Annotated in this window: 15 protein-coding genes and 1 riboswitch; of the genes, 7 read left to right on the top strand and 8 right to left on the bottom strand. The window is 44.5% G+C overall.

Annotated features, from left to right (window positions below):
• Nucleotides 1–237 precede the first annotated feature (237 nt).
• Nucleotides 238–344: riboswitch (SAM riboswitch) on the top strand.
• A gap of 80 nt (nt 345–424) precedes the next feature.
• On the top strand, nt 425–1,483 hold the full coding sequence (locus JOD21_RS14480; RefSeq protein WP_204730307.1) for an LLM class flavin-dependent oxidoreductase: 1,059 nt from the start codon (nt 425–427) through the stop codon (nt 1,481–1,483).
• 12 nt (nt 1,484–1,495) lie between these two features.
• The gene (locus tag JOD21_RS14485; protein WP_204730308.1) at nt 1,496–2,452 is read left to right on the top strand and encodes an ATP-grasp domain-containing protein; all 957 of its coding nucleotides are present in this window, start codon (nt 1,496–1,498) and stop codon (nt 2,450–2,452) included.
• 40 nt (nt 2,453–2,492) lie between these two features.
• On the opposite strand, the gene JOD21_RS14490 is transcribed toward JOD21_RS14485, so the two are convergent.
• Nucleotides 2,493–3,299 carry an alpha/beta fold hydrolase gene (locus JOD21_RS14490; RefSeq protein ID WP_204730309.1) on the bottom strand — a complete coding sequence of 269 codons (807 nt, stop codon included), beginning with the start codon at nt 3,297–3,299 and terminating at the stop codon, nt 2,493–2,495.
• A gap of 167 nt (nt 3,300–3,466) precedes the next feature.
• On the opposite strand from JOD21_RS14490, the gene JOD21_RS14495 reads away from it, so the two are divergent.
• Together JOD21_RS14495 and JOD21_RS14500 are read left to right on the top strand one after the other, a co-directional pair.
• On the top strand, nt 3,467–3,793 hold the full coding sequence (locus tag JOD21_RS14495) for an ArsR/SmtB family transcription factor (RefSeq protein WP_204730310.1): 327 nt from the start codon (nt 3,467–3,469) through the stop codon (nt 3,791–3,793).
• A gap of 88 nt (nt 3,794–3,881) precedes the next feature.
• Nucleotides 3,882–4,736: a permease gene (locus tag JOD21_RS14500; RefSeq protein ID WP_239581620.1), complete on the top strand. Its 855-nt coding sequence runs from the start codon at nt 3,882–3,884 to the stop codon at nt 4,734–4,736.
• A 160-nt stretch (nt 4,737–4,896) separates the two neighbouring features.
• On the opposite strand, the gene JOD21_RS14505 is transcribed toward JOD21_RS14500, so the two are convergent.
• The 4 genes from JOD21_RS14505 to JOD21_RS14520 all read right to left on the bottom strand — a co-directional run bounded on the left by JOD21_RS14505 (nt 4,897) and on the right by JOD21_RS14520 (nt 7,620).
• Nucleotides 4,897–5,181, bottom strand: coding sequence for an iron-sulfur cluster assembly accessory protein (locus JOD21_RS14505; protein WP_204730312.1), 285 nt, complete (start codon nt 5,179–5,181; stop codon nt 4,897–4,899).
• Between the two features lie 99 nt (nt 5,182–5,280).
• Nucleotides 5,281–5,700 (bottom strand): arsenate reductase (thioredoxin), encoded by a 420-nt coding sequence (gene arsC, locus JOD21_RS14510; protein ID WP_204730313.1) that lies wholly within the window; start codon nt 5,698–5,700, stop codon nt 5,281–5,283.
• A 258-nt stretch (nt 5,701–5,958) separates the two neighbouring features.
• Nucleotides 5,959–7,254: an arsenic transporter gene (locus tag JOD21_RS14515; protein ID WP_239581621.1), complete on the bottom strand. Its 1,296-nt coding sequence runs from the start codon at nt 7,252–7,254 to the stop codon at nt 5,959–5,961.
• A gap of 18 nt (nt 7,255–7,272) precedes the next feature.
• Nucleotides 7,273–7,620, bottom strand: a complete 348-nt coding sequence (locus tag JOD21_RS14520) for an ArsR/SmtB family transcription factor (RefSeq protein ID WP_204730314.1) — start codon at nt 7,618–7,620, stop codon at nt 7,273–7,275.
• 347 nt (nt 7,621–7,967) lie between these two features.
• Between JOD21_RS14520 and proC the strand changes: the two genes are divergently transcribed.
• Nucleotides 7,968–8,777 (top strand): pyrroline-5-carboxylate reductase, encoded by an 810-nt coding sequence (proC, locus tag JOD21_RS14525; protein WP_204730315.1) that lies wholly within the window; start codon nt 7,968–7,970, stop codon nt 8,775–8,777.
• A 96-nt stretch (nt 8,778–8,873) separates the two neighbouring features.
• Here the strand turns inward: proC and JOD21_RS14530 are convergent, their stop codons facing one another.
• Nucleotides 8,874–9,041, bottom strand: coding sequence for a hypothetical protein (locus JOD21_RS14530; RefSeq protein WP_204730316.1), 168 nt, complete (start codon nt 9,039–9,041; stop codon nt 8,874–8,876).
• A gap of 21 nt (nt 9,042–9,062) precedes the next feature.
• A complete protein-coding gene (locus tag JOD21_RS14535; protein WP_204730317.1) occupies nt 9,063–10,619 on the bottom strand; it encodes an ABC-F family ATP-binding cassette domain-containing protein in 1,557 nt (518 codons plus the stop codon).
• A gap of 151 nt (nt 10,620–10,770) precedes the next feature.
• On the opposite strand from JOD21_RS14535, the gene JOD21_RS14540 reads away from it, so the two are divergent.
• Nucleotides 10,771–11,238, top strand: a complete 468-nt coding sequence (locus JOD21_RS14540) for a MarR family winged helix-turn-helix transcriptional regulator (RefSeq protein WP_204730318.1) — start codon at nt 10,771–10,773, stop codon at nt 11,236–11,238.
• Complete coding sequence (locus JOD21_RS14545; protein WP_204730319.1) at nt 11,222–12,601, top strand: MATE family efflux transporter; 1,380 nt, start codon at nt 11,222–11,224, stop codon at nt 12,599–12,601. The genes JOD21_RS14540 and JOD21_RS14545 overlap by 17 nt, the downstream gene beginning before the upstream one ends.
• A gap of 37 nt (nt 12,602–12,638) precedes the next feature.
• Here JOD21_RS14545 and JOD21_RS14550 read toward each other — a convergent pair whose 3' ends face one another.
• Nucleotides 12,639–12,812, bottom strand: coding sequence for an SE1832 family protein (locus JOD21_RS14550; protein ID WP_204730320.1), 174 nt, complete (start codon nt 12,810–12,812; stop codon nt 12,639–12,641).
• Between the last annotated feature and the right edge of the window lie 74 nt (nt 12,813–12,886).

Raw genomic sequence — 12,886 nt, forward strand, 5'->3', positions numbered from 1 at the left:
GAAAAAGCTTCGTTTCTTAAGGGCGGACTAAAAAAGATCCAAACCGGGTTGGGAGCAGCACTCTTGACAGTTTTGTTCATATCAGGAGGCTCAGCAACCTCCGTCCGGAAAGCATCCGCCCGAAGCGCAGCGTAACGGTTCATTATATTTCGTCTATAGAATAGATTAGAAAATTCACACATTAAGTATTGACTAAATCCAAGTGATGTTATAGGATTAGCGTATTAAAGTGAATAGCTCTTATCGAGAGTGGTGGAGGGATATGGCCCTGTGAAGCCCGGCAACCGCTGACTTAGTCAGAAAGGTGCTACATCCATCAGGTGAAGTCGCCTGAAAGATAAGACAGGAGTAAAAAGGTTCTTCTTCTGTCTGTCGCAGAGGGAGTTTTTTTATTTTAACCAGCACATAAGGAGAGTGGATCAAGATGAAATATGGTTTCTGGCTTCCGATCTTTGGCGGATGGCTGCGCAATGTAGAAGATGAAAACATGCCGCCAACATTTGACTATGCGAAAAAAGTGATACAGTCAGCAGAAATGTGGGGGTACGATACCACACTGATTGCTGAACTGTACCTGAACGATATAAAAGGGCCTGAACGGGATTCCATTGAAGCCTGGTCCACTGCAGCCGCACTTGCAGCTGTCACTGAAAAAATTGAAATCATGACAGCTATCCGCCCGGGATTCCATAATCCTGCTGTTGCTGCAAAAATGGCTTCAAATATTGATCATATTTCAAATGGCCGCTTTACGCTGAATGTTGTATCTGCGTGGTGGGCTGAGGAAGCAAAGCAGTACGGCGGCGCTTTTACAGAACACGATGAGCGCTATGAACGTACGGATGAGTTTCTGACAATTTTAAAAGGGTTATGGTCTGAAGAAACGTTCAGCTTCAAAGGGAAATATTATGATATTGAAAATACAAAGCTTGAGCCAAAGCCGGTTCAGCGTCCGAACCCGATCTTGTATGCAGGCGGAGAGAGCCCGCGTGGTAAGCAGTCAATCGTTGAACACTGTGATTCATATGTGATGCACGGCGGTACGCTTGAAGAGATTGAAACGAAGATTTCCGATATGAAAACGCGCCGCGCAGCAGCCGGGAAAGATCCTTTTGGTTCATTTGGAATGGCAGCCTTTATTATTTGCCGTGACACTGAAGAAGAGGTGCAGGCTGAGCTAGAGCGCATTACGGATGTAAAAGATGTAAGTGGCTATGCAGGTTACAACGATTTTGTCAGCAAGTCACAGCTTGAACAGCAGGTAAAGCTGATGGACTACTCCGTATCCAACCGCGGACTCAGACCGAATCTAATCGGCACACCTGAACAGATTGCCGACCGGATTGTTGCATTTGAAAATGCCGGACTGGACCTGTTACTGCTTCAATTCTCACCACAGCTTGAAGAGATGAAGCGTTTCTCTGAAAAAGTGATGCCACTGGTAGAAAAAAAGCGAAAGATTCAGCAGGAAATCAACATTTAGGGGGAAAACAGCATGAGTAAAGCGTATGTACTGCATGAAAACGATGAGTGGACGATTCATTTAACGAAGCGTTTGGATGAACTGAATGTGCCTTATGAAGTCTGGCATCTGGATCAGGGCATTGTTGATCTGACAGAGGAGCCGCCTGAAGGGATTTTTTACAGCAGAATGAGTGCTTCATCCCACACGCGCGGTCACCGCTTTGCACCGGAATTGACTGAGTCAGTGATTGCCTGGCTGGAACAGCACGGAAGAACGGTATTGAACGGTTCCCGTGCGCTGCGTCTTGAGGTCAGTAAGGTTAACCAGTATACAGCCCTTCAGCTAAACGGGATTAAAACCCCTGATACGATTGCAGCAGTTGGCCGTGAGCAGATTATTGAAGCGGCAGAGAAGCTTGATAAGCCTTCATTCATTACAAAGCACAACCGCGCCGGTAAAGGACTGGGTGTTCAGCTGTTTCACTCGATTGATGCGCTGAAGCAATATGTGCACAGTGATGATTTTGAGCTGCCGGTTGACGGCATTACGCTCATTCAGGAATATATTGAATCGCCTGAATCATACATTACACGCTGTGAGTTTGTAGGTGGAAGGTTTGTCTATGCAGTTCGTGTGGACACTTCTGAAGGCTTTGAGCTTTGCCCGGCGGATGCGTGCCAGATTAATGATCTATTCTGCCCGGTTGGTGAAGAAGTAGAAGAGAAGCCGAAGTTTCAGGTGGTAAAAGATTTCAATGAACCTTTACTGATTACACAGCTTGAATACTTTTTATCTAAAAATGATATTGCCGTAGCAGGTATTGAATTTATTAAGGATGCTGACAGTGAGATTTATGTATATGACATTAATACAAACACGAATTACAATGCAGATGCTGAAGCAGCGCATGGCACCTATGGCATGCTCGAGCTTGCGAAATTTCTGAAGAAGAAACTGGAGCGTGAATATTCAGTTGTGGAAGCTTAATACATGTTAAAAAGCCCTGCGCAGGCAGGGCTTTTTTTGATTATCCTCGTAAAAACTGGAGGATCTCTCCGTTCAGCTTTTCAGTTTCCTCAAAGACCAGTCCGTGACCGCTCTCTTCGAACTTCACTAATTGTGCATCCTTCAGGTGAGATTGCAGGTATTCAGAGAAATCAATCGGGCAGATCTCATCGTTAGTACCATGCAACAGCAGGACAGGTACGGTTACATGCCCAATATCATCGCGGCCATCTTCATCCCGTAAGGCTTCAGCAGAATGAATGGTTCCATGGGCAGATGCCTGCAGACCGAGTGTGCCAAACCAGTGTTTGAAAGCGTCTGATTGCTCCTGGTGGAAGAACATACCACCGAACTCCTCTAAAAATGCCGGGCGGTCTTTTTGAATACTTTCAATCATCCCGTCAATTTCCTTGGCTTCAATACCATACGGGAAATCCTCTGTTTTTGTAAAACGCGGTGCAGCAGGTGCAAGAAGCATCAGCTTGGAAATCCCGTGTTGCTGGTGACGCGCCATATATCTGAGAGCAACGGGGCCACCCATAGAAAAGCCTGCTAATACTGCATTTTCAAGTCCCAGATGATCGATGACTGCTTTTACATCGTCGGCTTTCCGATTATAGTCATAGCCGCTCCACGGTTTATCAGACTGTCCGTATCCACGCAGATCAATTCCGATAAAGCGGTATCCGAGATTCACGATTTCATTGATTTGATATTCAAACATACGGTGATTCACAGGCCACCCGTGAATGAAAATAACCGGCTGACCTTCTCCGATATCTTCTACAAATAGTGATACCCCTTTTTCAACTTCAATGCGATGTGACATCATAAAACCTCCTGTATTCAGATAAAGGTTTTATACCCGAAGTTTTTTATGACAAACCAGTTACTTACAGTTTAATGATCAAAAAAATTTGATTTAATGATTGACAAAAGAATTTACCGAGCATATGATTTAAATATCAAATAAATTTGATGTAAAGGAGTTTTTCAATGACTACTCAAATTCCTGTCCCGACTGAAGAAACGTTTGTAAAATATGAAAAGAAATTTAAAGCCTTAGCTGACCACAAAAGACTTGAGATCCTTCATCTGATTCAGCAGCACGGCTCGCTATGTGTTTGTGATCTGGCAGAACACATTGATATGTCCCAGTCAAAGCTCTCCTATCACTTAAAGCAGCTGCTTGATGCAGGTTTTTTGAATGTAGAGAAGAAAGGTACATGGAATTATTACTCTATAAAAGATGAGGGAATCAATGAAGTGCTGTCACCCTCATTATGCTGTTTATTCAGAAACGATGAGCAGTGCTGTGAATAATCGGAGCAGATAAATGCTTCGGTTTAATCAATACATCAAATAAAATTGATTTATTTATCAAAAAAAGTTGATATAAGGAGTGAGAATATTGTTTGAATCATTTTTATGGATTGCACTTGAACTTACTGTTTTGTTCGTTGTTATTTCATTTGTTCTTTCATTACTTCAGTCATTTATTCCATATGAGAAAGTAGAACACTATCTGAGAACAAGGTCTAAATGGAAAGCGGGGGCGTTTGCGATTGTGTTTGCATTTATCACACCATTTTGTTCGTGTTCAACAATTCCGGTTGTAGTTAACATGCTCCGGAATAAAGTACCATTCGGTTTGACAATGGTGTTTCTGTTTGCGTCACCGCTGCTTGATCCAACCATTCTGACGTTGATGGGTGTCATACTCGGATGGGAAACCGCTGCCATCTATACAGCAGTAACAGCTATTTTCTCAGTGGTTTTAGGCTTTACACTTGAATGTCTTGGTTTTGAAAAGTATGTGAAGCCGGTCATGGTAGAAGGTTATCAATCAACCCATAAAAAATGGGATGTAAAGAAGGCGCTCAGTGAAACAGGTCAGATGATGAAGTCGGTTTTTCCGTTTTTGATCATTGGCGCTGCGATTGGTGCAGGTATTCACGGGTTGGTACCGGCTGAATGGATTGCTGAGCATTTTGGGCATCAGGCATGGTGGCTCATCCCACTCGCTGCATTGCTTGGAATCCCGCTGTACATCAGGCTTTCAAGTATGATCCCGATTTCACAGGTATTGTTGTTAAAGGGTATGGCGCTCGGGCCGATTATGGCACTGTTGATCAGTTCAGCAGGAGCGAGCCTTCCGGAAGTCGTATTGCTGAAATCTATATTTAATATCCAGCTTGTTGCTGTATTTATCTTATCTGTTTTAACAATGGCTTCTGTATCAGGATTTATCTTTTACTTCATTTAAAGGGGGTGGTATATCATGTTGAAAAAATTCATTTCAATCATCAAGCCTGAGAAGAAAGTTGCTGCAATGTAAAGATTGTAGAGATGAAAGAAGAGAAATAATGAAATTGAAAAATCATCCGGAGCACATGTGTCCCGGATGATTTTCTGACTAACTTATATTACATAATCTGTTCAGGCCCTCCGGTAATCACAATGCCCCGGCCTTCAGGCGTATCCTGAACATCAAGTGTCAATTCTTCTGCAACAAATAAAATCTGTGGATCAATCGCTACCTTGATGCTGTTAATGGTCTGAATGACATCATTATCTTCAGGTACATCAAACGATAACCCGATTTCAGGACTGCCTTCTCCCTGTCCTGCAAAATAAACGCGGATATTTTCAGATTCATACTGGTGAAATAACGTTTTAAATGCTTCCTTTGCTTCATCTGTAATAATCATGAATGTCTTCCTTTCTCATTTTGCTTATACATTCATCATGTAAGAAAAAGCCGGGAAACGCAAGTGTCATGCTGTTTGATGGGATTGATATCCAGTGTATTATTTGCCTGTTTCAGCGAATGTCTTGATTCTTGAACCGATCTCATCACGTACACGCTGGAAGAAAGCCCATTTCTCTTCTTCGGTGCCTTCTGCTTTAGCCGGATCATCGAAGCCCCAGTGTTCACGTGTTACGTGTGGTGGAGTGACCGGACAGTGGTCAGCAGCATGTCCGCAAAGTGTAACGACAAGATCTGCGTTGTTCAGAATGTCAGGGTCGATTGTGTCAGAAGTCTGGTTTGAAATATCAATTCCGGCTTCATTCATTGCCTTCACAGCATTCGGGTTTAATCCGTGCGCTTCAAGGCCTGCGCTCAATACGTTCCATTCATCGCTTAAATATTTTTTACCCCAGCCTTCAGCCATTTGACTTCTGCAAGAGTTACCTGTACATAGAAAATATAATGTTTTTTTAGACATGAGAAACACTCCTTAAATTTTGTGATGTGTTAAGATCGCTGTCCCTCTCCGTGGAGGGCTGCGCTTTCCTGCCCCCGGGCGGTGAGCCTCCTCGAGCTGCGCTCTGCGGGGTCTCACCTGTCCCTTCCTGGGGCGGGAGTCTCCGCCCTCCACTACGAGGAACAGCTGAAATTCACTCAATATACAGTGAGTAAACCTGCGAAATGTACACACAGTCGGTTTTAGAGAAAAAGTGATACCGCTACTACCATGCGTTTATTACAAAATAATCAGCAGCCATACATACAACCCAAACAACGTAATAAACAACGTCGGAATGGTAAGGATGATACCAACTTTAAAGTAGTAGCCCCAGCTGATGTTAAAGCCTTTTTTGCTCAGCACATGCAGCCATAATAACGTTGCCAGTGATCCGATTGGTGTAATCTTTGGTCCAAGGTCAGAACCGATGACATTTGCATAGATCAATGCTTCTCTTACTGCGCCACTTGTAGCTGTTTCCTGAATCGCAAGCGCGTCGATCATCACAGTTGGCATATTGTTCATGATCGAAGACAGGAAGGCTGCGATAAAGCCCATTCCCATTGTGGCAGCGAGCAGTCCGTGGTCAGCTGTTGCATCAAGAACATCAGCAAGCAGGCTCGTCAGTCCAACATTACGTAGTCCGTACACGACAACATACATACCGATAGAGAAGAACACAATTGCCCAGGGTGCGTCTTTTACAACAGTGGTCGTATTCACAGCAGGGCTTTTCCTTGCAATCAGCAAGAAGATAATCGCGATGATACCGGCGATAATGGAAACCGGAATCTCCGCAAACTCACTTGTAAAGTAGCCTGCAAGCAAGATCGCCAGTACGCCCCACGACAGACGGAACATTTTAGGATCCTTCAGCGCCTCCTGTGGTTTACGGAGCTGAGATAAATCATAATTTTCCGGAATGCTTTTACGGAAAAACAGCCAGAGTACTAAAATACTTGCCCCGATACTGAAGAAGTTCGGGATGATCATCCGGCTTGCGTACTCTGCAAAACCGATGCCGAACACGTCAGCTGAAACGATATTCACAAGGTTACTGACGATCAGCGGCAGGGAAGCTGTATCCGCAATAAATCCGCTGGCCATAATGAATGGTAAAATCATTGTTTCTTTAAAATTAAGATTTCGCACCATGGCAAGTACAATTGGCGTTAAAATCAGGGCAGCGCCATCATTTGCGAAGAAGGCTGCAACCAGTGCGCCGAGTAATGTCACATAAATAAACATTCTGATCCCGCTGCCTTTTGCAAAACGTGCCATATGCAGCGCAGACCATTCGAAAAAACCGATTTCGTCTAAAATCAATGAAATAATGATGAGTGCGACGAAAGTCAATGTGGCGTTCCAGACGATCGCTGTTACATCAGCAACGTCCTGCATGGACACAACGCCTAAAATCAGGGCGATCACAGCACCACCCATGGCGGAGTAGCCGATGCCAAGGCCTTTAGGCTGCCAGATCACGAGTGTTAATGTAATAAGAAAGATCAATATTGCTAAAAATATATCCATTGAGAAGCTCCTTTGAAATTAGTTGCAGGAAACGCGCTTGCCTTTTTCGATCAGCTGTTTCAGGTGATGATCCTGCGCCGGCAGCTGTTCTAAAATACTGTGGATCATATCATAGCCTTCAAAGGAATCATTCAGCGAATACACAATCCATTGTCCTTTTCGCTGCTCCTTGATCATGCCGATATCCTTCATTTTCCGGACATGCTGACTGACTGAAGGCTGACTCATTTGAAAGATTTCTACGAATTCACATACGCAGCAATCATGATCAGCAAGAATGCGCAGCATAGTCAGACGCGTTTTATCACCCATCAGCTTTAAAGCTGTAGAGGCTTTATCAATCGACATTGCTTCTTTTGCGAGCATGGCTCACACCTCCCTGTTTTCTATCCGCTGATTAGTATATAGGCATATGCTTATATGCGCAAGAGTGTGATGGTATTTTGTTTGTAAATTTTATATGGCAGGTTATGAAAGTCATACCTGCAATGAAGCTTACAACTGTCTTTCTCTCAAATAAGGCCGCGTTTCAGATAGAGGTTTCAGGGAAAATATGAGATAGTAAACAAAACGAGTCACGAACGAAAGGGAGATGGACAATGGAAGGGTTTCCGTTATTCAGCACATCGCTGATTTTAATAGTTGTCACAATTGCAGTCGTTACGGCAGGCATTTTATATATCAGCTCGAGAAAGAAAAAGTAGGAGGACAATATGACACAAATCGGTTTTATCGGATGTGGCAAAATGGCACAGGCAATGATTGGTGGAATGATCCGTTCAAAAACAGTCAATCCGTCTTTAATTATTGCGAGTGCAACCACGAAAGAAACGAGAGTAAAAGTATCAGATCAGTTCGGTATTGAAGTAACTGGAGACAATAGTAAAGTTGCAGCAGAAGCAGATCTGTTGTTCCTGGGGATTGCACCGGGACTTCATCGTCAGATTCTGCAGGAAGTCAAAGCTCATTTAACAGAAGAAACGGTCGTGGTCACGATTGCAGCAGGCCTGACAACAGCAGATATTTCAGCTTTTGCTGAAAAGAAACTGAAAGTCGTCCGGTCGATGCCAAACACACCGTCACTTGCAGGAGAAGGCATGTCAGCGATCAGCACAAATGGAGAAGTGACTGATGAAGAACTTCATACTGTCCTCAAGCTTTTCCGTTCATTCGGCAAAGCTGAAGTGATTTCTGAAGATCTGATGGACTCGATCCCTGCGATCAGCGGCTCATCACCGGCTTATGTCTATATGATGATCGAAGCAATGGCAGACGGCGGAGTGCGGCAGGGCTTACCACGTGATCAGGCTTACCGCCTCGCAGCCCAGGCTGTTCTTGGTGCAGCAAAAATGGTGTTAGAAACAGGCAAGCACCCCGGTGAACTAAAAGACCAGGTGACTTCACCCGGCGGCGCCACGATCGCTGCGACAGAAGCGCTTGAGAAGCACCGTTTCAGAGGTTCTATTTTGGAAGCGATGGAAAGCTGTACAGCCAGAGTAAAAGAATTAGGACAGAAAAAATAAGCAGAGCCGCGGCTCTGCTTATTTTTTCTTACTCTGGGAGTGGGGAGGGCCGAATCCTATTTAGAGGTGATGGAATTAATCACATGGGTGATACAATTAATTCAAATGGTCATAGATAAAATGCCTGGCCACTGCCCACACATTTAAATAACTGAATACCTGATGCAATAATCCAAAAGCTGATAGATAAATCTCAAAAGGTGACAGAATTCTTCCGTCCCTCTCGGCCTCAAGCAGGAAAGCGCAGTCCTGCCCGGAAATCATCAGCGATCTCCAGAGCCCCCCTTAAGCGTTCACCTTCTCGCTCCACTCTTCCACATTCCACGTTCTCGTTGCCCAATCCTCATAAAAGTCAGGTTCGTGACACACTAGTACAATCGTCCCGTTATATGCCTTCATCGCACGCTTCAGCTCTTCTTTTGCCGTTACGTCCAGATGGTTTGTCGGCTCATCAAACAGCAGCCAGTTACTTTCATGCATCATCAGCTTACACAGGCGCACTTTCGCCTGCTCACCGCCGGATAATTGATTCATTTGACGTGAAATATGCTCATTCTTCAGTCCACATCTTGCCAGCGCTGCACGCACCTGATGCTGATCCATTCCAGGGAACTCGCTCCACACGTCTTCAATCGGTGTAATTGCTTTTGGCTTCATTTCCTGTTCGAAATAAGACGGGTACAGGAAGTCACCGTGAATGACTTTTCCGCCCAGAGGATCAAGCTTGCCCATAATCGTTTTCAATAGTGTGGATTTACCAACACCGTTGCAACCGACGACGGCAATTTTTTCACCGCGCTCGATTTCAAGCGTCATTTTCGGCAGCAGCGGCTCATCATAACCGATTTCAAGGTTCTCAGCTTCCACGACATAACGACTGCTTCCGCGGGATTCCTTGAACTCAAAAGTTGGCTTGGCTGCTGTTTCAGGACGGTCAATCCGCTCGATTCTATCAAGCTGCTTCTGACGGCTTTTTGCGCGTCCTGTTGTTGAGTATCGTGCTTTGTTTTTAGCGATAAAGTCTTCCTGTTTTTTGATAAATTCCTGCTGCTTTTCGTACGCCTGCAGGTGCTGATTCTTATGAAGCTCAGCCAGCTCAATGAATTTATCATAGCTTGCCGTATAGCGGTTCATACGGGCAAACTCCAGATGAAGAATAATATCAACTGTATCATTCATAAAGTTCGTATCATGAGAGATCAATAGAAAAGCATTCGGGTAGTCCTTCAGATACATCGACAGCCAGCGGATATGCTCAACGTCAAGGTAGTTCGTCGGCTCATCCAGCAACAGTACTTTCGGCTTTTCCAAAAGCAGCTTAGCGAGTAGCACTTTTGTACGTTGACCGCCGCTTAAGGCAGCAACGTCACGGTCAAGGCCGATTGCATCCAGTCCCAGGCCGCGTGCCACTTCTTCGATTTTAATATCAAGTGTATAGAAATCACCTGCATCAAGTGCATCCTGAATTTCAGCCATTTCCTCAAGAAGTGTTTCGAGCTCCTCGGGAGAAGCATCGGCCATTTTACCAGTAATTTCATTCAGTTCTTCTTCCTTTTTGAAAAGGGGAAGGTAGGCATCTCCTAATGTTTCGCGCATCGTACGGCCGGGCGTCAGCTGTGTATGCTGATCCAGATAGCCGTAATGTGTGCCGGGCAGCCATTCCACTTTGCCTTCATCATGGATCAGTTCACCCGTTAATATATTCATCAGCGTTGATTTACCAACACCGTTTGCACCGACAAGTCCAATATGTTCACCGGCTAATAACCGGAAAGAAACGTCTTTAAAAAGCGTGCGGTCACCAAATGAATGGGACAGCTTGCTTACTGTTAATACGCTCATCGTATTCCTCCAAAATAAAAGTCTTCCTCCATCATAAAGGATGTAACCTCTTCCTGCCAGTGTAATTAATTTCGTAAGCTGAAAGGTTGCGTATGCAACTAAAATTGATTATAATCTTTCTCAGTGATTAAAAACGAAATGAGATGAGAATATGCAACAAGCACATATTGCCGGTCGCTGGCTGTCTACAGTCCACCGGTACAGTTATATTTTTTTAAGTAAAACATTTGCCGAATACGGAATTGGTCAGGGGCAAATTAAGTTTCTAATGATCCTGTTTGAGCAGGATGGCGTCACACAGGAGCACATGGCAGGGGAGCTGAACATTGACAAAGCAACTGTGGCCCGTGCAATCCGCAAGCTTGAAACAGAAGGCTATGTGATCAGGAAACCGCATGAATCAGACAGAAGAGCGAATTTAATTTTCCTGACTGATAAAGCAAAAGGCATCGAATCGGTTATTAAAAAAGAAATGACGCACTGGACCGAGACGCTGACTCATGGATTCAGTGATGAAGAAAGACAGACTGCGATTGAACTGCTGAAACGTATGGCAGGTAACGCGGTTAAAGAGGTTGAAAGTATGGAAGAGGTGAAATCAAATGAAACAGCAGAGTGAAAGACTTGGAACAGAAAAAATCCCTTCATTAATGATCAGATTTTCTGTGCCGGCGTTCATCGGTATGTTCGTCATGGCTTTTTATAATATTGCTGATACATTTTTTATTGCAAGAGGGATCGGTACAGTCGGAGTAGCGGCACTTTCTATTGCCTTCCCGCTGCAGATGATCATTACTGCTTTTGCAGCAGCGATTGGGATTGGTGGAGCATCCATTATTTCGAGGCGGCTCGGTGAAAACAGGATGGATGAAGCGAATAAGATTTTCGGGAATGTAATTTGGCTTGTAGGCTTTTTAAGTGTGATTATGGTGATCGCTGCACTGGTATTTCTTGAACCTATTCTGATTGCATTTGGTGCAACGGCAGATATTCTCCCTTATGCAGCGGAATATTTATCAATCATTTTATACGGCGCAATCTTCCAGGCGTTTGCGATGTCGATGAATAACGTCGTCCGTTCTGAAGGGAATGCCAAAATGGCGATGCTGACGATGGTGATCTCAGCAGGCCTGAACATCGTGCTGGATCCAATCTTTATCTTTGCACTCGATATGGGAATGGCGGGTGCCGCGATTGCGACAGTCATTTCTCAGGCTGTCGGAGCGATCTGGCTGTATTTATACTTCCGTGCAGGAAAAAGTTCGCTGGAGTTAAGATGGATCGGCCTGCTTCCGGATTGGCGTGTGGTGCGTGAGATTACACAGATCGGCTCCGCAACTTTTGTACGCCAGACTGCAGGGAGTTTAATGTTTATTGCAGTGAACTGGATGCTTGTTATCTATGGCGGCGAATCTGCAGTGGCTATTTTCGGGATTATCAACCGGATTATGATGTTTGCGATTATGCCGATGTTTGGCATTGTACAGGGTATGCAGCCGATCATCGGATATAACTATGGTGCGAAGCTGCACTATAGAGTGAGTGAAACGCTCAAACTCGGTATTGGGATTTCAACTGTCATGGCGATCTTTGTCTGGGCTGTAACGATGTTATTCCCTGGTGCAATGATGTCTGTATTTTCAACAGATCCTGAAGTGATTTCAGGCGGGGAAGAAGCAATGCGGTTTATCTTCCTGATTGTACCGATTATCGGGTTCCAAATGGTAACAGGTGGACTGTATCAGGCACTTGGTAAAGCGAAAATCTCCTTTGTGCTTTCCATGGCAAGGCAGCTCATTTTCCTGATTCCACTTGTATTACTCCTCCCGACCTTCTTAGGATTAACCGGTGTCTGGCTTGCCTTTCCGATTGCTGATGGACTGGCATTCCTGCTGTCACTCTTTTTCGTCTGGAAAGACCGGGTCAGTCTGTTTCAGAAAACACCGCCTGCAAAACTGCGGGAGTCAGGCGCTCATGCCTGAAAAAATTCCGGATACAATCCAATGTATCCGGAATTTTTTATTCTTCCTCAAGCTTTCTCAGTTCTGATAATTCCTCTTCAATGCCAGTCAGTCTCTTTTGAGCGAATTCGCCGTCACGGCCTACTGATTCAAGCTTTTCAAGGTCATCCTGTGCACGGATATATTCCATTTTTAACTCTGCAATTCTATTCTTGATTTCATTTTGTGTCATTTACTCATCCCTCCGTTCACTTATTTTAACAAATCTCCATCTTATTCTCCAAAACCTGACTGCACAATGCTTAC

The organism is Jeotgalibacillus terrae, assembly GCF_016908195.1.
In the GTDB taxonomy this organism is placed as follows: domain Bacteria; phylum Bacillota; class Bacilli; order Bacillales; family Jeotgalibacillaceae; genus Jeotgalibacillus; species Jeotgalibacillus terrae.

What these genes read in the sequence shown, in the direction of transcription:
- proC (WP_204730315.1), top strand. Translation starts at nt 7,968, where the DNA reads ATGACACAAATCGGTTTTATCGGATGTGGCAAAATGGCACAGGCAATG.
- JOD21_RS14505 (WP_204730312.1), bottom strand. Translation starts at nt 5,181, where the DNA reads ATGATTATTACAGATGAAGCAAAGGAAGCATTTAAAACGTTATTTCAC.
- JOD21_RS14535 (WP_204730317.1), bottom strand. Translation starts at nt 10,619, where the DNA reads ATGAGCGTATTAACAGTAAGCAAGCTGTCCCATTCATTTGGTGACCGC.
- JOD21_RS14485 (WP_204730308.1), top strand. Translation starts at nt 1,496, where the DNA reads ATGAGTAAAGCGTATGTACTGCATGAAAACGATGAGTGGACGATTCAT.
- JOD21_RS14515 (WP_239581621.1), bottom strand. Translation starts at nt 7,254, where the DNA reads ATGGATATATTTTTAGCAATATTGATCTTTCTTATTACATTAACACTC.
- JOD21_RS14495 (WP_204730310.1), top strand. Translation starts at nt 3,467, where the DNA reads ATGACTACTCAAATTCCTGTCCCGACTGAAGAAACGTTTGTAAAATAT.
- JOD21_RS14540 (WP_204730318.1), top strand. Translation starts at nt 10,771, where the DNA reads ATGCAACAAGCACATATTGCCGGTCGCTGGCTGTCTACAGTCCACCGG.
- JOD21_RS14480 (WP_204730307.1), top strand. Translation starts at nt 425, where the DNA reads ATGAAATATGGTTTCTGGCTTCCGATCTTTGGCGGATGGCTGCGCAAT.
- arsC (WP_204730313.1), bottom strand. Translation starts at nt 5,700, where the DNA reads ATGTCTAAAAAAACATTATATTTTCTATGTACAGGTAACTCTTGCAGA.
- JOD21_RS14545 (WP_204730319.1), top strand. Translation starts at nt 11,222, where the DNA reads ATGAAACAGCAGAGTGAAAGACTTGGAACAGAAAAAATCCCTTCATTA.
- JOD21_RS14520 (WP_204730314.1), bottom strand. Translation starts at nt 7,620, where the DNA reads ATGCTCGCAAAAGAAGCAATGTCGATTGATAAAGCCTCTACAGCTTTA.
- JOD21_RS14490 (WP_204730309.1), bottom strand. Translation starts at nt 3,299, where the DNA reads ATGTCACATCGCATTGAAGTTGAAAAAGGGGTATCACTATTTGTAGAA.
- JOD21_RS14550 (WP_204730320.1), bottom strand. Translation starts at nt 12,812, where the DNA reads ATGACACAAAATGAAATCAAGAATAGAATTGCAGAGTTAAAAATGGAA.
- JOD21_RS14530 (WP_204730316.1), bottom strand. Translation starts at nt 9,041, where the DNA reads ATGATTTCCGGGCAGGACTGCGCTTTCCTGCTTGAGGCCGAGAGGGAC.